This is a genomic window from Parabacteroides sp. Y3-G-102 (assembly GCF_023656845.1).
Lineage (GTDB): Bacteria > Bacteroidota > Bacteroidia > Bacteroidales > Tannerellaceae > Parabacteroides > Parabacteroides distasonis.
On the sequence record NZ_JAMOKU010000033.1, the window covers coordinates 47,543 to 62,566 of the forward strand.

At 43.4% G+C, this 15,024-nt stretch carries 23 protein-coding genes; 21 read left to right on the forward strand and 2 right to left on the reverse strand.

From position 1 onward, the window contains the following. Positions 1-16: 16 nt before the first annotated feature. The 19 genes from rplX (at position 17) to eno (ending at position 10,747) form a co-directional block, all read left to right on the forward strand. On the forward strand, positions 17-337 hold the full coding sequence (rplX, locus tag NBH16_RS16075) for a 50S ribosomal protein L24 (RefSeq protein WP_005853984.1): 321 nt from the start codon (positions 17-19) through the stop codon (positions 335-337). After that, positions 337-894, forward strand: coding sequence for a 50S ribosomal protein L5 (rplE, locus tag NBH16_RS16080; protein ID WP_005853986.1), 558 nt, complete (start codon positions 337-339; stop codon positions 892-894). Before rplX ends, rplE begins: the two co-directional genes overlap by 1 nt. A 6-nt stretch (positions 895-900) precedes the next feature. Then, the gene (rpsN, locus tag NBH16_RS16085) at positions 901-1,170 is read left to right on the forward strand and encodes a 30S ribosomal protein S14 (RefSeq protein WP_005853988.1); all 270 of its coding nucleotides are present in this window, start codon (positions 901-903) and stop codon (positions 1,168-1,170) included. 58 nt (positions 1,171-1,228) lie between these two features. Next, the gene (gene rpsH / locus NBH16_RS16090) at positions 1,229-1,624 is read left to right on the forward strand and encodes a 30S ribosomal protein S8 (protein WP_005634758.1); all 396 of its coding nucleotides are present in this window, start codon (positions 1,229-1,231) and stop codon (positions 1,622-1,624) included. A 16-nt stretch (positions 1,625-1,640) separates the two neighbouring features. Continuing rightward, on the forward strand, positions 1,641-2,192 hold the full coding sequence (rplF, locus tag NBH16_RS16095; protein ID WP_005853990.1) for a 50S ribosomal protein L6: 552 nt from the start codon (positions 1,641-1,643) through the stop codon (positions 2,190-2,192). A gap of 21 nt (positions 2,193-2,213) precedes the next feature. Then, the gene (gene rplR, locus NBH16_RS16100; protein ID WP_005853992.1) at positions 2,214-2,558 is read left to right on the forward strand and encodes a 50S ribosomal protein L18; all 345 of its coding nucleotides are present in this window, start codon (positions 2,214-2,216) and stop codon (positions 2,556-2,558) included. After that, a complete protein-coding gene (rpsE, locus tag NBH16_RS16105; RefSeq protein ID WP_250788867.1) occupies positions 2,558-3,076 on the forward strand; it encodes a 30S ribosomal protein S5 in 519 nt (172 codons plus the stop codon). The genes rplR and rpsE overlap by 1 nt, the downstream gene beginning before the upstream one ends. Positions 3,077-3,093: 17 nt before the next feature. Next, the gene (gene rpmD / locus NBH16_RS16110) at positions 3,094-3,270 is read left to right on the forward strand and encodes a 50S ribosomal protein L30 (RefSeq protein ID WP_005853996.1); all 177 of its coding nucleotides are present in this window, start codon (positions 3,094-3,096) and stop codon (positions 3,268-3,270) included. A gap of 29 nt (positions 3,271-3,299) precedes the next feature. Next, the gene (rplO, locus tag NBH16_RS16115) at positions 3,300-3,746 is read left to right on the forward strand and encodes a 50S ribosomal protein L15 (protein WP_005853999.1); all 447 of its coding nucleotides are present in this window, start codon (positions 3,300-3,302) and stop codon (positions 3,744-3,746) included. A gap of 3 nt (positions 3,747-3,749) precedes the next feature. Continuing rightward, positions 3,750-5,090, forward strand: coding sequence for a preprotein translocase subunit SecY (gene secY / locus NBH16_RS16120; protein ID WP_250788868.1), 1,341 nt, complete (start codon positions 3,750-3,752; stop codon positions 5,088-5,090). A gap of 4 nt (positions 5,091-5,094) precedes the next feature. Next, positions 5,095-5,880, forward strand: coding sequence for a type I methionyl aminopeptidase (map, locus tag NBH16_RS16125; RefSeq protein WP_005867121.1), 786 nt, complete (start codon positions 5,095-5,097; stop codon positions 5,878-5,880). Between the two features lie 10 nt (positions 5,881-5,890). Beyond that, a complete protein-coding gene (infA, locus tag NBH16_RS16130; RefSeq protein ID WP_005854007.1) occupies positions 5,891-6,109 on the forward strand; it encodes a translation initiation factor IF-1 in 219 nt (72 codons plus the stop codon). A gap of 13 nt (positions 6,110-6,122) precedes the next feature. Beyond that, a complete protein-coding gene (gene ykgO / locus NBH16_RS16135) occupies positions 6,123-6,239 on the forward strand; it encodes a type B 50S ribosomal protein L36 (RefSeq protein WP_005645768.1) in 117 nt (38 codons plus the stop codon). Positions 6,240-6,274: 35 nt separating this feature from the next. Beyond that, positions 6,275-6,655 carry a 30S ribosomal protein S13 gene (gene rpsM, locus NBH16_RS16140; RefSeq protein ID WP_005854010.1) on the forward strand — a complete coding sequence of 127 codons (381 nt, stop codon included), beginning with the start codon at positions 6,275-6,277 and terminating at the stop codon, positions 6,653-6,655. 11 nt (positions 6,656-6,666) lie between these two features. Beyond that, positions 6,667-7,056 carry a 30S ribosomal protein S11 gene (rpsK, locus tag NBH16_RS16145; RefSeq protein ID WP_005634781.1) on the forward strand — a complete coding sequence of 130 codons (390 nt, stop codon included), beginning with the start codon at positions 6,667-6,669 and terminating at the stop codon, positions 7,054-7,056. Between the two features lie 123 nt (positions 7,057-7,179). Then, positions 7,180-7,785: a 30S ribosomal protein S4 gene (gene rpsD / locus NBH16_RS16150; protein WP_005867123.1), complete on the forward strand. Its 606-nt coding sequence runs from the start codon at positions 7,180-7,182 to the stop codon at positions 7,783-7,785. Between the two features lie 12 nt (positions 7,786-7,797). Beyond that, positions 7,798-8,790 carry a DNA-directed RNA polymerase subunit alpha gene (locus NBH16_RS16155; RefSeq protein WP_005867125.1) on the forward strand — a complete coding sequence of 331 codons (993 nt, stop codon included), beginning with the start codon at positions 7,798-7,800 and terminating at the stop codon, positions 8,788-8,790. Positions 8,791-8,797: 7 nt separating this feature from the next. Beyond that, positions 8,798-9,283, forward strand: a complete 486-nt coding sequence (gene rplQ, locus NBH16_RS16160) for a 50S ribosomal protein L17 (protein ID WP_005867127.1) — start codon at positions 8,798-8,800, stop codon at positions 9,281-9,283. Between the two features lie 180 nt (positions 9,284-9,463). Next, positions 9,464-10,747, forward strand: a complete 1,284-nt coding sequence (gene eno, locus NBH16_RS16165) for a phosphopyruvate hydratase (RefSeq protein WP_005867129.1) — start codon at positions 9,464-9,466, stop codon at positions 10,745-10,747. A 62-nt stretch (positions 10,748-10,809) separates the two neighbouring features. On the opposite strand, the gene NBH16_RS16170 is transcribed toward eno, so the two are convergent. Further along, complete coding sequence (locus NBH16_RS16170) at positions 10,810-11,163, reverse strand: DUF4907 domain-containing protein (protein ID WP_008778715.1); 354 nt, start codon at positions 11,161-11,163, stop codon at positions 10,810-10,812. After that, positions 11,150-12,151 carry a Kelch repeat-containing protein gene (locus NBH16_RS16175; protein ID WP_008773751.1) on the reverse strand — a complete coding sequence of 334 codons (1,002 nt, stop codon included), beginning with the start codon at positions 12,149-12,151 and terminating at the stop codon, positions 11,150-11,152. The genes NBH16_RS16170 and NBH16_RS16175 overlap by 14 nt, the downstream gene beginning before the upstream one ends. A gap of 271 nt (positions 12,152-12,422) precedes the next feature. Between NBH16_RS16175 and NBH16_RS16180 the strand changes: the two genes are divergently transcribed. Both NBH16_RS16180 and bamG read left to right on the forward strand, forming a co-directional pair. Further along, entirely contained in the window at positions 12,423-13,739 is a 1,317-nt protein-coding gene (locus NBH16_RS16180) for a DUF4270 family protein (RefSeq protein ID WP_250788869.1), read from the forward strand. Further along, positions 13,726-14,919 (forward strand): BamG family beta-barrel-assembly machinery protein, encoded by a 1,194-nt coding sequence (bamG, locus tag NBH16_RS16185; RefSeq protein ID WP_250788870.1) that lies wholly within the window; start codon positions 13,726-13,728, stop codon positions 14,917-14,919. Before NBH16_RS16180 ends, bamG begins: the two co-directional genes overlap by 14 nt. The last annotated feature ends 105 nt before the right edge of the window (positions 14,920-15,024 follow it).

The following is a 15,024-nucleotide window of genomic DNA, read 5'->3' on the forward strand; positions in this document are numbered from 1 at the left end:
CGTAAAATTTAAAGTAATGAGTAAATTACATATCAAAAAAGGCGATATAGTATTTGTTAATGCCGGCGAGGACAAAGGTAAGACAGGTCGTGTTTTACAGGTACTTGTAAAAGATAATCGTGCGATTGTCGAAGGTATTAATGTGGTATCAAAGCATACCAAGCCTAATGCGAAGAATCCTCAAGGAGGAATCGAAAAGAAGGAAGCTCCTATTCATCTTTCTAACCTTAACGTGGTTGACCCGAAATCTGGTAAAGCTACACGTATCGGCCGTAAGTTGAATGAGAAGGGTGCTTTAGTGCGTTATTCTAAAAAATCAGGGGAGGAAATTAAGTAATGAGCAATACTGCCAGTCTTAAGAAAGAATACCAAGACAGAATTGTTCCTGCCTTAACGAAGGAGTTCGGTTACAAATCCGTGATGCAGGTACCTGTTTTGAAGAAAATCGTGATTAATCAGGGATTAGGTATGGCTACGGCTGACAAGAAGATCATCGATATCGCTATCAGCGAGTTGTCTACGATCACCGGTCAAAAAGCTGTCGCTACCGTATCTAAAAAGGATATCTCTAACTTTAAGTTGCGTAAGAAGATGCCGATCGGTGTGATGGTGACATTACGTCGTGAGCAGATGTACGAGTTCTTGGAGAGACTTGTTCGTGTCGCTCTTCCTCGTATCCGCGACTTCAAGGGAATTGAGAGTAAGTTAGACGGAAGAGGCAATTATACACTCGGTATTCAGGAACAAATCATTTTTCCTGAAATAAATATCGATAATATTACCAAAATATTGGGAATGAATATTACCTTTGTGACCTCTGCGAAAACAGACGAAGAAGGTTATGCTCTTTTGAGAGAATTTGGATTGCCTTTTAAAAACGGAAAAAAAGACTAAGTAGTTATGGCTAAGGAATCAATGAAGGCCCGTGAGGTTAAAAGAGCAAAGCTTGTTGCTAAGTATGCCGCTAAAAGAGCTCAGCTTAAGGCAGAAGGTAACTATGAGGCTTTGCAGGCTTTACCTAAAAATGCTTCTCCTGTACGTTTGCACAACCGTTGCAAGATTACAGGACGTCCGAAAGGGTATGTACGCCAGTTCGGTATTTCTCGTATCCAATTGCGTGAAATGGCATCTAATGGTTTAATCCCGGGTGTAAAGAAAGCAAGTTGGTAAGAGTTTTTTTAGTTTAAATATTGTCCGGGTGGCCGGATCAATTTAATTAATTATTTATATGACAGATCCTATTGCAGATTATTTGACAAGATTGCGTAACGCAATCAAAGCGAAGCACAGAGTTGTTGAGGTGCCGGCGTCAAATTTAAAGAAAGAGATCACTAAGATCCTTTTCGACAAGGGCTACATTCTTAATTTTAAGTTTGTAGAGGATGGTCCTCAAGGTACGATCAAGATCGCCTTGAAGTATGACCTAGTAAACAAAGTTAATGCGATTAAGAAACTTGAGAGAGTTTCTACGCCCGGTTTGCGTAAGTACACTGGTTACAAAGAAATGCCGAGAGTATTGAATGGTTTAGGTATTGCTGTTCTTTCTACTTCTAAAGGTGTGATGACTGACAAAGAGGCCCGCGATCTGAAGATCGGTGGCGAGGTATTATGTTACGTTTATTAATTAGGAGGGAAGAAGAATGTCAAGAATAGGAAAATTACCAATTCATGTACCGGCTGGTGTTACAGTTACAATTAAGGATAATGTAGTAACAGTTAAAGGCCCTAAAGGTGAACTTGTACAGGAAGTGAATCCTGATATTAACGTTACTTTGGAAGACGGAGTTATCCATTTAACAAGACCTACTGATGATAAGAATCATCGTGCGTTACACGGTTTGTATCGCTCTTTGATCAACAACATGGTTGTTGGCTGCTCAGAGGGATATAAGAAGGAGCTTGAGTTAGTAGGTGTTGGTTACCGTGTTTCAAATACAGGTCAGTTATTGGATCTTTCTTTAGGTTATACTCACAATATCTATTTGCAGTTGCCGAAGGAAGTGAAAGTTGAGACGAAGTCTGAGAGAAATAAGAACCCTCTTATTATCCTTGAATCGGCTGACAAACAATTATTAGGTCAGATTTGCGCGAAGATCCGTTCATTCAGAATGCCTGAACCGTATAAAGGTAAGGGTATTAAGTTCGTGGGTGAAGAGATTCGTAGAAAGTCTGGTAAGTCAGCAGGTAAGTAATCTACGTAAACTGAAATTATCATGACAACGAAGCTAGAAAGAAGATTAAAAATAAAAGCAGGCGTACGCGGCAAAATCTCAGGAACTACTGAGCGTCCGCGCCTGACTGTGTTTAGAAGCAACAAGCAAATCTACGCACAGGTGATAGATGATACTACAGGCAAGACTTTAGCCGCTGCTTCATCTTTGAAATTAGATGTTAAGGCTCCGAAAAAGGAGATCGCTGCTAAGGTTGGTGAATTAATCGCTAAAGGCGCTCAGGAGGCTGGCGTTCAGACAGTGGTTTTCGACCGTAATGGTTACCTGTATCACGGGAGAATTAAAGAATTAGCAGATGCTGCACGTAACGGCGGCCTTAAATTTTAATGAAGATGGCAAATAATAGAGTTAAATCGACCAACGACTTAGAGTTGAAGGACAGACTGGTTGCAATCAACCGTGTAACTAAGGTTACAAAAGGTGGACGTACATTCAGTTTTGCTGCTATCGTTGTAGTAGGAAACGAGGATGGTATCGTTGGCTGGGGATTAGGTAAAGCCGGTGAGGTAACGACAGCTATCGCTAAAGGTGTAGAAGCAGCTAAGAAGAACTTGATCAAGGTTCCGGTACACAAAGGTACGATCCCTCACGAACAATTAGCTAAATTCGGTGGTGCTCAAGTGCTGATTATACCGGCATCTCACGGTACCGGTGTTAAGGCTGGTGGTGCTATGCGTGCCGTATTGGAGAGCGTAGGTATTACAGACGTTTTGGCAAAATCTAAAGGTTCTTCCAACCCTCATAACTTGGTGAAAGCTACTATCGCTGCGCTAGGTGAGTTGAGAAGCCCGTTCGATGTTGCTCAGAACAGAGGTGTTGCTGTTGAAAAAGTATTTAGAGGTTAATTAGGGAGGATAAGTTTATGGCGACTATTAAAGTAAAGCAAGTTAAAAGTAGAATTAAATGCCCGAAAGACCAAAAGAGAACGCTTGACGCACTAGGGCTGAGAAAGATGAACCAGATTGTAGAGCATGAAGCTAATCCGGCGATCTTAGGTATGGTTGAGAAAGTGAAACATTTGGTTTCTGTAGAAAAGTAATAATTGGTTGAAAAAATAAATTATACGATATGAATTTATCAAATTTAAAACCGGCTGAAGGATCTACCAAGACCAGAAAAAGAATCGGACGTGGTCCGGGTTCAGGATTAGGCGGAACTTCAACAAGAGGTCATAAAGGTGCCAAGTCTAGATCTGGCTACAAGAACAAGATTGGTTTCGAAGGTGGTCAGATGCCTATTCAAAGACGTTTGCCTAAATTCGGTTTCAAGAATATTAACCGTGTAGAATATAAAGCTATTAATATCGATACTTTGCAACAAATGGCAGAGGCTAAGCAATTGACTAAGATTGGTATTAATGAATTGATGGAGGCTGGTTTCATCTCTTCTTCTCAAGTGGTTAAAATTCTTGGTAACGGTAGCTTGACCGCTAAGTTAGAGGTTGAGGCTCACGCTTTCTCTAAGAGCGCAGAGGCAGCTATCCAAGCCGCAGGTGGAACAGTCGTTAAACTCTAAGTCATGAGAGCTGTTGAAACAATCAAGAATATCTGGAAGATTGAGGATCTGAGAAATCGGATCCTCACCACTCTTTTATTGGTGGCTATATACCGTTTTGGTACGTATGTAGTGCTTCCGGGTATCGATCCCAAAGCGTTGACCGCTTTACAGGAGCAGACAAGAGGCGGATTGCTTGCACTGTTGGATATGTTCTCAGGTGGAGCCTTTTCTAACGCATCTATTTTTGCGTTGGGAATCATGCCATATATCTCCGCTTCAATTGTTATGCAGTTGTTAGCCATCGCAGTTCCTTCTTTCCAAAAATTGCAGAGAGAGGGTGAGAGTGGCCGTAGAAAAATCAATCAGTGGACTCGTTACTTGACGATAGCGATCTTGTTATTCCAAGGTCCTACTTACTTGGTGAATTTAAGCGTTCAGCTTAAGGCTGCCGGCGCTGCTTTACCGGGTGGTATTTGGTTCACGATCTCATCTACGATCATCTTGGCTGCGGGAAGTATGTTTATCTTATGGCTAGGTGAAAGAATTACAGATAAAGGTGTTGGAAATGGTATTTCATTTATCATTTTAGTTGGTATTATAGCCCGTCTGCCGCACTCTTTGTTCCAAGAATTCGTTTCTAGAACAAGTGAGAAAACCGGTGGTCTGGTTATGTTCTTATTTGAGATGCTGTTCCTTTTGCTTGTTATCGCTGGTGCGATTTTATTGGTACAAGGTACTCGTAAGGTCCCCGTGCAATACGCAAAAAGGATTATCGGTAATAAACAATATGGTGGCGCACGTCAGTATATCCCTTTGAAGGTGAATGCCGCTAACGTAATGCCTATCATCTTCGCTCAGGCGATCATGTTTATTCCTATCTCAATTATAGGTTTCTCTAGTACGGGAGAGCAGAGCGGTTTTTGGGCTGCTTTCATGGATAATACGGGATTTTGGTACAACTTCGTGTTTGCGGTGTTGATTATCCTGTTTACGTATTTCTATACGGCTATCACGATCAATCCGACCCAGATGTCAGATGATTTGAAGAGAAACAATGGTTTTATTCCGGGTGTGAAACCGGGTAAGAATACCAAAGACTATCTGGATACCATTATGGACCGTATTACTTTGCCGGGTGCTTTTTTCCTTGCGTTGGTTGCTATCATGCCCGCTTTCGCTAGAATTGCCGGTGTAAGTATGGAGTTCTCCCAATTCTTTGGTGGTACATCTTTGTTGATTTTGGTTGGTGTGGTGTTGGATACATTGCAGCAAGTTGAAAGTCATTTGCTAATGCGTCATTATGACGGTTTGTTGAAGTCAGGAAGAATTAAAGGCCGTACAGGCTCTGTTGCCGCTTATTAATAGAATGATCTATTTAAAGACAGATGAAGAGATTGAGTTGATGCGTGAGGCTAATCAACTGGTGGGTAAGACACTTGGCGAGGTAGCTAAGCATATTGTCCCCGGAGTCTCCACACTTCAACTTGATAAGATTGCGGAAGAGTTCATTAGAGATAATGGTGCTGTTCCGGCTTTTTTGGGATATGGTGGTTTCCCTAATTCAATATGTGCCTCAGTGAATGATCAGGTGGTGCATGGTATTCCTTCTTCTAAGATGATCTTGAAAGAGGGTGACGTGATCTCTGTGGATTGTGGGACGATATTGAATGGTTTTGTCGGTGACTCCGCTTACACTTTCTGTGTAGGTGAGGTTGCGCCGGAAGTGAAGAAATTGTTGAAAGCGACGAAGGATTCACTTTATTTAGGTATCCAATGTGCTGTTGAAGGTCACCGTTTGGGTGATATCAGTAATGCGATTCAGACTTATTGCGAGTCTCAAGGTTACTCTGTCGTAAGAGAGCTGGTGGGACATGGTATAGGTCGGAAAATGCATGAGGAACCGGAAGTGCCTAATTATGGCAGACGTGGATGCGGACCGTTATTGCGTAACGGAATGTGTATCTGCATCGAGCCGATGATCAACATGGGAAGCAAGAACGTTGCATTTGAGAAAGACGGATGGACGGTTCGCACAAAGGACAGAAAGCCTTCTGCTCATTTCGAGCATTGTATCGCTATACGTCCGGATGGTCCCCAGATCTTATCTTCATTTAAGTTTTTAGAGGAAGTTCTAGGAGAAAACGCAATTTAATTGGATTTATATGGCTAAACAATCAGCAATAGAGAAAGATGGAGTAATTGTAGAAGCATTGTCAAACGCGATGTTTCGTGTAGAATTGGAGAACGGACATGAAATTACCGCTCATATCTCAGGAAAGATGCGTATGCATTACATTAAGATCCTTCCGGGGGATAAGGTAAGAGTAGAAATGTCTCCGTATGATCTATCGAAAGGTAGAATTGCTTTTAGATACAAATAAAATTAAACACGATATGAAAGTAAGAGCATCTTTAAAGAAGCGTACACCTGAGTGCAAGATAGTAAGAAGAAAGGGTCGCTTATACGTAATTAACAAGAAAAATCCTAAGTATAAACAACGTCAAGGATAATTTATTATTTTTGCAAAATAATCTAAGTAAGTAATATGGCTATAAGAATAGTTGGTGTAGACTTGCCACAAAATAAAAGAGGAGAAATCGCTTTGACTTATATCTATGGTATTGGTCGTAGCGCTGCAAAATCCGTATTAGATAAGGCTGGGGTTGATCGTGATATCAAAGTTAAGGATTGGACAGACGATCAAGCCGCAAAGGTTCGTGAAGTCATTGGCGCTGAGTACAAGGTTGAAGGTGACCTTCGTTCAGAAGTTCAGTTGAACATCAAGCGTCTGATGGATATTGGTTGCTACAGAGGAGTTCGTCATCGCCTTGGTTTGCCTTTGAGAGGCCAAAGCACGAAGAACAACGCTCGTACTCGTAAGGGTAAGAAGAAAACTGTTGCAAATAAGAAAAAAGCTACTAAATAATAAGAGTTAATATGGCAAAGAAAACAGTCGCAGCAAAGAAGAGAAACGTAAAAGTTGACGCTTACGGTCAAGCTCATATTCATTCTTCTTTTAACAACATTATTGTGTCTTTAGCGAATAGCGAAGGACAAGTAATCAGCTGGTCTTCCGCTGGTAAGATGGGATTCAGAAGCTCTAAGAAGAATACTCCTTATGCAGCTCAGATGGCAGCACAGGATTGCGCTAAAGTAGCTTATGATCTTGGTTTAAGAAAGGTGAAAGTATTCGTTAAGGGTCCGGGTAACGGTCGTGAGTCCGCTATCAGAACGATCCATGGCGCAGGTATCGAGGTAACAGAAATCGTTGATGTTACACCGCTTCCTCATAACGGATGTCGTCCTCCGAAAAAGAGAAGAGTATAATTAATTATAGTTTCTTAAACATTGAATCCGGAATTGTGAATAGATTGCATATTGACCTTATCCTCTCTGTAATCGCGGCTGCACGGTTCCAGATTCAAACAGAACATTTAAAAAAATAAAAAAATGGCAAGATATACTGGACCAAGAACAAGAATTGCCCGTAAGTTTGGTGAGGCAATATTCGGTGCGGATAAAGTTCTTTCTAAGAAGAACTATCCTCCTGGACAACATGGTAACTCCAGAAAAAGAAAGACTTCTGAATACGGTATCCAGCTTCGTGAGAAGCAAAAAGCAAAATACACTTATGGCGTATTGGAGAAGCAATTTAGAAACTTATTCGAAAAAGCTTCACGCTCTAAAGGTATTACCGGTGAGGTGCTTCTTCAATTGTTAGAAGGCCGTCTTGACAATATGGTTTATCGTTTGGGTATGGCCCCGACAAGAGCCGCAGCTCGTCAGTTGGTTTCTCATCGTCACATTACAGTAGACGGAAGTGTTGTAAACATTCCTTCTTACTCTGTAAAACCCGGTCAGGTTATTGGTGTTAGAGAAAAATCTAAATCCATGGAGGTTATTGCCGACGCATTGTCAGGCTTCAACCACAGCAAGTATCCTTGGATTGAGTGGGATCAGTCTTCAATGAGCGGAAAATTACTGCATCTGCCGGAAAGAACTGACATTCCTGAAAACATTAAAGAGCAGTTGATCGTAGAATTGTATTCTAAATAATAATTGATTTCCATGGCGATATTAGCATTTCAAAAACCCGATAAAGTATTAATGTTGGAAGCGGACAATTTCTTCGGAAAGTTTGAATTTCGTCCGTTGGAACCCGGCTATGGTATTACAATAGGTAATGCTTTACGTCGTATTCTCCTGTCGTCACTTGAAGGTTTTGCTATTACATCCATTAAGATCGACGGGGTTGACCATGAATTTGGTACAATCCCGGGTGTTATCGAGGATGTAACAAACATTATCTTGAATCTGAAGCAAGTTCGTTTCAAGCATATCGTAGACGACATCGAGAATGAAAAAGTGAGTATTACTGTTTCGGGTTCGGAAGTGTTCAAAGCCGGTGATATTGGTAAGCAACTGACTGGATTCGAGATCTTGAATCCAGATTTGGTTATTTGCCGCTTGGATCCGACCGCAAGTTTCCAGATTGAATTGACTATTAATAAAGGTCGCGGTTATGTACCCGCAGATGAGAACAGAGACCCGAACGCAGATATGCATGTGATCGCTATCGACTCTATCTTCACTCCGATACGTAACGTAAAATATTCAATCGAGAACTTCCGTGTTGAACAGAAGACGGACTACGAGAAGTTGGTTCTTGAAATAGCCACAGATGGTTCTATTCATCCGAAGGAAGCGTTGAAGGAAGCAGCGAAGATTCTGATTCATCATTTCATGTTGTTCTCAGATGAAAAGATTGCGATCGAGACAGCGGATACTGAAGGCAATGAAGAGTTCGATGAAGAAGTACTTCATATGCGTCAGTTGCTTAAGAGCAAGCTGGCTGATATGGACCTTTCCGTTCGTGCATTGAATTGCTTAAAGGCCGCAGATGTTGAAACATTAGGTGAGTTGGTTAAGTTCAATAAGAATGATTTGTTGAAATTCCGTAACTTCGGTAAGAAGTCGCTCACTGAACTTGATGAACTGCTTGAGAGCTTGAACCTTTCATTCGGTATGGATATCACAAAATATAAATTAGATAAAGAGTAAGTAAACGATGAGACATAATAAGAAATTCAATCATTTAGGTCGTACAAATACTCACCGTGACGCAATGCTTTCGAATATGGCTTGTTCTTTGATCAAGCATAAGAGAATCTTTACTACGACAGCAAAGGCAAAAGCGCTACGTAAGTATGTAGAACCACTTATCACGAAGTCTAAGGAGGATACAACTCACTCTAGACGTGTGGTATTTAGCAATTTGCAAGACAAATTTGCTGTAACAGAGTTGTTCAAGGAAATTGCTCAGAAGATCGGTGATCGTCCGGGTGGTTATACCAGAATCATCAAGACTGGTAACCGTTTAGGTGACAACGCAGCTATGTGCTTTATTGAGTTAGTAGACTATAACGAAAATATGTTGAAGGATACAGCCGCTAAGAAAGCTCCTAAAACAAGACGTTCTCGTAAAAAAGCAACAGCAGCGGTTACTGAGGCTCCTGCAGCTGAAGCAGCTAGCGAGGAAAAAGCAGCTGAATAAGCAAGTTTTTTACAATCATATAAGAAAAGCGATTCGTATCACACGGATCGCTTTTTTTGTTTATTAGCGAATTGATAAATTTGATGAGTTATAAGGAACATTCCTTGCTTGGCTATTGTTATATTTGTGAAAAAGAAAAGTAAGACATCATTGAACAACTAATAAAACAAATATAGTAATATGGAAATTGTAAAAGTAGTAGGTAGAGAGATCCTTGATTCACGTGGCAACCCGACAGTAGAAGTAGATGTACATTTGGCTTCCGGCGCATTTGGTCGTGCGGCTGTACCCTCTGGCGCCTCTACCGGCGAGAACGAGGCTATCGAGTTACGTGATGGCGATAAAAATCGTTACGGTGGTAAAGGTGTTCTTCGTGCCGTGGATAATGTAAATAAGGTAATCGCTCCCGCCATTTTAGGTATGAGCGCCTTGAATCAAAGAGAGATAGACCATAAGTTGCTGGATTTGGATGGTACAAAGACAAAATCAAATCTAGGAGCTAACGCTATGTTAGGTGTATCGCTTGCCGTAGCGAAGGCAGCGGCTAATTATCTGGATCTGCCTTTATATCGTTATATCGGAGGAACAAATACTTATGTGTTGCCGGTTCCTATGATGAACATTATCAATGGAGGTTCTCACTCCGACGCTCCGATCGCCTTTCAAGAATTCATGATCCGTCCGGTAGGTGCGAAGAGTTTCCGTGAGGGGCTTCGTATGGGCGCAGAGGTTTTCCATGCGTTGAAGAAAGTATTGCACGATCGGGGCTTGAGCACGGCTGTAGGTGATGAGGGCGGTTTCGCTCCGGCATTGAATGGTACGGAAGATGCCTTGAATTCTATTATGGCCGCTATCAAAGCCGCTGGATATGAGCCGGGCAAGGATGTGACGATAGCCATGGATTGCGCTGCTTCCGAGTTTTATCACGATGGTGTGTATGATTATACGAAATTCGAGGGTGAGAAAGGCGCTAAGCGTAACGCCCAGCAACAAGTCGCTTATCTGAGTGAGTTGGTGAATAAATACCCGATTGATTCTATCGAGGATGGTATGGACGAGAATGACTGGGCCGGTTGGCAAATGCTAACCTCCACGCTAGGCGGAAAATGCCAGTTGGTAGGTGATGACCTGTTCGTTACAAACGTAGAGTTCTTGAAGAAAGGTATCGAGAAGGGTTGCGCGAACTCCATCTTGATCAAGGTAAATCAGATCGGTACATTGAGCGAGACATTAGACGCTATCGAGATGGCCCACCGTAATGGCTACACATCCGTGACTTCCCACCGTTCCGGTGAGACAGAGGACGCTACGATCGCAGATATCGCCGTAGCTACCAACAGCGGACAGATCAAGACCGGCTCATTGAGCCGCTCCGATCGTATGGCGAAATACAACCAGTTGCTTCGTATCGAGGAGGAATTGGGTTCCTTAGCTGTTTATGGTTATAAGACTTATAAGAAGTGAAAAAACGGGGCAAGCCTACTAATCGATAGCCGGCCTGCCCCTAACATTTAATGATTATAAATCTATTGCCCTAAATAAGAGAGTGAATGTTGTATCTCTTCTCTAGAGACCGAGAAGTTCCTGTTCCCGGCCAATTTATTTAATACGAGTGTGCCTATGTTTTCTGCGCTTTCCTTATCCGGGAACGCAATTACCGTATCAATAGAGGGAATGGTGGGTTGGTAAATCAACACCTTTCCGTTCATCCTAATCTGGTACCCCCAGCCATCCCCCGATTGAAACGTTTGCAACTCCAGTTGCCGCCCGGGAGAAGACCCCATTTCTTCACCCCGGAAAAAAGATAAATAAAACAGTAATACCGGCAGTACCACTAGGCCCGGTACGAACCAAGCCCGTCCTTTCTTAGTACTCATCATCGTCATATTCATTCGGGTGAAGTTCCCAAATATCATCAAATTGAGTGGTACCACTTTTGCCGGATACTACGAATCCTTTCTCGCCAGAGGAGAAAGATGCTGTCGCCGTACGGGCAGTTCCCTTGAATTTAGCCACGTTTTCCCATAGATCGGTGGCCGGATAATATTTCCAAGTGTCGCTACGTAGGCTTCCGCTCTCACCGCAAGTCAGATAAGCGGCTCCATCAATCACGAAAGCAACCCCGTTCGTACGTGTGATCGTATAATCATCGTCATAATCCTCGTCCGAGGAATCCGATATATCCCTAAGTTGGGTCCATGATTCCGTGCTGGGATCGAATTTCCAGAAATCGTCTACATATTCGCCGTTATTTTGTCCGCAACATACATAAGCGATTCCATTTATCACGAAGCTGGTAGCGCCCTGACGCTTTGTCCCGCCGATACTGATCGTTTGCGTCCAGCTATTTGCCGCCGGATTAAAGGCATAAAAGTCTTTTAGGTAATTCCCGTCGTATCCGCATCCGATATACGCTTTACCGTTTACCCCGAAGGCCACGGCTCCATATCGGCCCGAGCCGGGGAAATCCGCTTTCTGTGCCCACGTATTGGTGGTCGGGTTAAATTCCCAGAAGTCATTCAAGTAATTGGTACCGTCGTATCCGGTTCCCAGATATCCCTTTTCATCTACCGCCATAGCTACGGCCGAATTGCGGGCGGTTCCGGGAAAGTCCGCCTTTTGCGTCCAAGTATCTCGTTCCATATCATATTCCCAACAATCCGATAAACGATTTTTTCCGTCGTTTCCGCAAATCAGATATCCTTTGTTACCGATCGTGAAAGAGGAGGCGTAATTTCGCGCCAATCCGTCCATGTCAGAGACACGGTACCACTTACCGATCAAATCATCGTCATCATCATCACTGCAAGCGCTGATGATGACAGGAAGAAAAGCGATCAAGAATACAAGAATCCTTTTGTGTATCATTCTAACTACGTGTTTTGTTTTTACGGAAGCAAAAGAACGAGGGTTTTACGAGACCCACAAATTAAATCGGTAAACATACGGTTTTTATCGGTGAATAAGCCGGATTTATAGGTTAGGGCCTCGAATGGTTTTGAAATCGGTTTCATCTTCAGTATCGGGCCGTTTACAGAGGAAACCGGTGGGTTCATGGGTTTATCTTGCCGGGTTTTGCGCTAAATACGTTCTTTGCCATCGGATTGATAAAAGATTATTCGCTTATTAAATAAGAAGTATGGTTAGAACATTCTTTGCTTTGGGGTGCTTGATGCTCTGTCTGGGACTGTTTTCCTGTTATGACGAGAACGGTACGTATGGCAGCGATCTGGTGGACTCCGCTTTCCGTAACGTTCGTATAGATACCAGCACGGTCGTAGTGACCTCGGTATTGATCGACTCGTTGGAGACATCCGGTAAGAACGTCGCTTTGGTAGGCCGGTACAAACATTCATTATGGGGAGTCGTCTCGTCGCATAGCTTTATCGCTTATGAGAGACCGAGCTATGGGACTGATCCGGACGAGACAGTCGTACTGGACTCGCTAGTCCTGTCTCTCGCTTTCGATGGTCGCTTTGTAGGGGACACAACCCTCCAACAAACCCTCTCGATTTATCAGCTAACGGAGAAGATCGTCTTAAACGATAACGGGTACTTATATAATAATAGCAGTGTCTCTTACGCTCCCGAGGCTTTGGCGGTCTGCTCATTTAAACCGAAGCCGAAGGGCGGGGAGAAACTGGAAGTCCGTCTTCCCGATGCGCTAGGGCAAGACCTCTTGTCCCGTTTTCATGCGCAGGATCAAGCGGTGTCCGAGGATCGCTTTGAGGACTATTTCAAGGGGGTGGCGATCGTGCCGGACTTGGCGGGAAGTGAGTCTCTGCTGACTTTCACGGTAGCCGATTCCTCCGCCGCTTTAGTCCTGCATTATCATTTATCCGATGAGCTTTCCACGGAGAAGGAATTATGGTTCTTCCCAAATACGGATACCCAGTTCAATCATATCGACCATGACCGTAGTGGAACGGATATGGCAGGATATCCGATGAAAGGAGTGGAGATACCTTCGGCTGAGCTTAGTAACCGGGGCGTATTATTCGGAGGCTTGGGTTGGTATACCCGTCTGGAATTCCCGTATTTGAATAATCTGATGCAACAAGGCACGCAAGTGGAGATCGAGAGCGCTTTACTTAAGATTTATCCCGAGCAAGGTACTTATTCGGATTACAATACCTTGTCGGACAGCCTCTACCTATATATCGCCGATGAGAATAATGTGGTGACGGATGCCGTGACCGATTATCTCGGTTCCGAGGTTCAACGAGGTACGCTATTGGAAGACAATACGTTTAACGAGAACACCTATTATTATTTCGACGTGACTCAATTCATGCAAGAGGAGCTAGGTGCCTTTGGCATGTATAAGCATAATCTTCAGTTGGTTTTTAATAGTGATGATTACACCGGCACGTTCAAGAACTTGACGTTTAACGATCAGGGAGGACGTAACCCGGTCACCCTACAACTCATTTATAAGGTCTATGAAAGTTACTAGATACCTTCTTTACCCTTGCCTCTTGATGGCGGCAAGCGCATCCGCGCAGAATGCGATGACTTCCTCACCTTACTCGATGTTTGGACTGGGTGAGATGGCTTCCGGTTTATATGGTCAAAATACCTCGATGGCGGGTGTCACTGTCGGCATGCGGGAAGGGATGCTGATGAATATAGAGAATCCTGCCGGATTGACGGCGTTGGATAGTTGTAAGTTGTTCGCTGAGGCATCTGCCTTCGTGAAGAATGAGCGATACCGCTCAGACGGGAGCTCTAGCAACGCATTCACCGGAAATTTCTCCGCTTTCTCATTGGGAGGGCGTATCATGCGACGGTGGTATATGTCCGTCGGGGTAACTCCTTATAGTTTCGTTGGGTATTATTTTAAGTCCTCGCAAGAGTTGGAAGGATCTCCCGGAACCTTTGTAACCAGTACGTTTTCGGGGACAGGCGGGCTTTCCAAGGCTTTCCTTTCCCAGGGATTTTTATTGACCAAGCATCTATCGGTCGGTATGAATCTTAATTTTATCTTTGGAAATATGACGCAGAATGAGATACAAAGTGCGATGACAGTGTCAAGGGAGATGTCCGGCCGCTCTTTTTACGCCGATTTCGGTTTACAATATCATCGTCCGATCGCCCGGGAAACCTTTCTAACGGTCGGCGCCATTTACGGCTATAAGCAACGGATCTCATTGAAAAACACGGTGACGGTGACGGGAAGCAGCACGGAAACCCCCTATAACCAGAAAAGGGTGACACAATATCTACCTCAATATATAGGTATCGGTAGCTCATTGGCGCATAAGAAATGGACGTATGCGTTGGACTATCTGTTCCGGCAATACGGGGTATTGAACTCGGGCGATAGCCGGGTAGAGTTCCGGGATTCGCATGAGCTACGCTTGGGCGTATGCTATTTCCCGAATGGATTTAGCTCCAGCAGTTATTGGAAACGGATGTCTTATAAAGCGGGTGTTTCCGTTTCCACGCCTTACCTGCGGTTGAAAGGACAATCCGGCGGGGCGTATCGGGTAAGCGTCGGCTTGGGATTACCCGTCCTGAATGGCCGTATCAATACGGCGTTTTATTACGATCGTCTCCAATTGCAAGGGAATGCGTTGCGAAGAGATATCATGGGCTTTACGGTGACCTATACATTATGTCTTATGCTGATATAGGTAGACACATTCAATAACAATAAAATGTGTAATTATTATGCGCAAAAAACATGAGCATTACAGCGAAGAAGAGAAATTGCATCTTCTTCATTCTTATTATCAATC

Excerpts from the sequence above, each read along its gene's own strand:
- rplX (WP_005853984.1), top strand. The coding sequence starts at position 17 with ATGAGTAAATTACATATCAAAAAAGGCGATATAGTATTTGTTAATGCC.
- rplE (WP_005853986.1), top strand. The coding sequence starts at position 337 with ATGAGCAATACTGCCAGTCTTAAGAAAGAATACCAAGACAGAATTGTT.
- rpsN (WP_005853988.1), top strand. The coding sequence starts at position 901 with ATGGCTAAGGAATCAATGAAGGCCCGTGAGGTTAAAAGAGCAAAGCTT.
- rpsH (WP_005634758.1), top strand. The coding sequence starts at position 1,229 with ATGACAGATCCTATTGCAGATTATTTGACAAGATTGCGTAACGCAATC.
- rplF (WP_005853990.1), top strand. The coding sequence starts at position 1,641 with ATGTCAAGAATAGGAAAATTACCAATTCATGTACCGGCTGGTGTTACA.
- rplR (WP_005853992.1), top strand. The coding sequence starts at position 2,214 with ATGACAACGAAGCTAGAAAGAAGATTAAAAATAAAAGCAGGCGTACGC.
- rpsE (WP_250788867.1), top strand. The coding sequence starts at position 2,558 with ATGAAGATGGCAAATAATAGAGTTAAATCGACCAACGACTTAGAGTTG.
- rpmD (WP_005853996.1), top strand. The coding sequence starts at position 3,094 with ATGGCGACTATTAAAGTAAAGCAAGTTAAAAGTAGAATTAAATGCCCG.
- rplO (WP_005853999.1), top strand. The coding sequence starts at position 3,300 with ATGAATTTATCAAATTTAAAACCGGCTGAAGGATCTACCAAGACCAGA.
- secY (WP_250788868.1), top strand. The coding sequence starts at position 3,750 with ATGAGAGCTGTTGAAACAATCAAGAATATCTGGAAGATTGAGGATCTG.
- map (WP_005867121.1), top strand. The coding sequence starts at position 5,095 with ATGATCTATTTAAAGACAGATGAAGAGATTGAGTTGATGCGTGAGGCT.
- infA (WP_005854007.1), top strand. The coding sequence starts at position 5,891 with ATGGCTAAACAATCAGCAATAGAGAAAGATGGAGTAATTGTAGAAGCA.
- ykgO (WP_005645768.1), top strand. The coding sequence starts at position 6,123 with ATGAAAGTAAGAGCATCTTTAAAGAAGCGTACACCTGAGTGCAAGATA.
- rpsM (WP_005854010.1), top strand. The coding sequence starts at position 6,275 with ATGGCTATAAGAATAGTTGGTGTAGACTTGCCACAAAATAAAAGAGGA.
- rpsK (WP_005634781.1), top strand. The coding sequence starts at position 6,667 with ATGGCAAAGAAAACAGTCGCAGCAAAGAAGAGAAACGTAAAAGTTGAC.
- rpsD (WP_005867123.1), top strand. The coding sequence starts at position 7,180 with ATGGCAAGATATACTGGACCAAGAACAAGAATTGCCCGTAAGTTTGGT.
- NBH16_RS16155 (WP_005867125.1), top strand. The coding sequence starts at position 7,798 with ATGGCGATATTAGCATTTCAAAAACCCGATAAAGTATTAATGTTGGAA.
- rplQ (WP_005867127.1), top strand. The coding sequence starts at position 8,798 with ATGAGACATAATAAGAAATTCAATCATTTAGGTCGTACAAATACTCAC.
- eno (WP_005867129.1), top strand. The coding sequence starts at position 9,464 with ATGGAAATTGTAAAAGTAGTAGGTAGAGAGATCCTTGATTCACGTGGC.
- NBH16_RS16170 (WP_008778715.1), bottom strand. The coding sequence starts at position 11,163 with ATGATGAGTACTAAGAAAGGACGGGCTTGGTTCGTACCGGGCCTAGTG.
- NBH16_RS16175 (WP_008773751.1), bottom strand. The coding sequence starts at position 12,151 with ATGATACACAAAAGGATTCTTGTATTCTTGATCGCTTTTCTTCCTGTC.
- NBH16_RS16180 (WP_250788869.1), top strand. The coding sequence starts at position 12,423 with ATGGTTAGAACATTCTTTGCTTTGGGGTGCTTGATGCTCTGTCTGGGA.
- bamG (WP_250788870.1), top strand. The coding sequence starts at position 13,726 with ATGAAAGTTACTAGATACCTTCTTTACCCTTGCCTCTTGATGGCGGCA.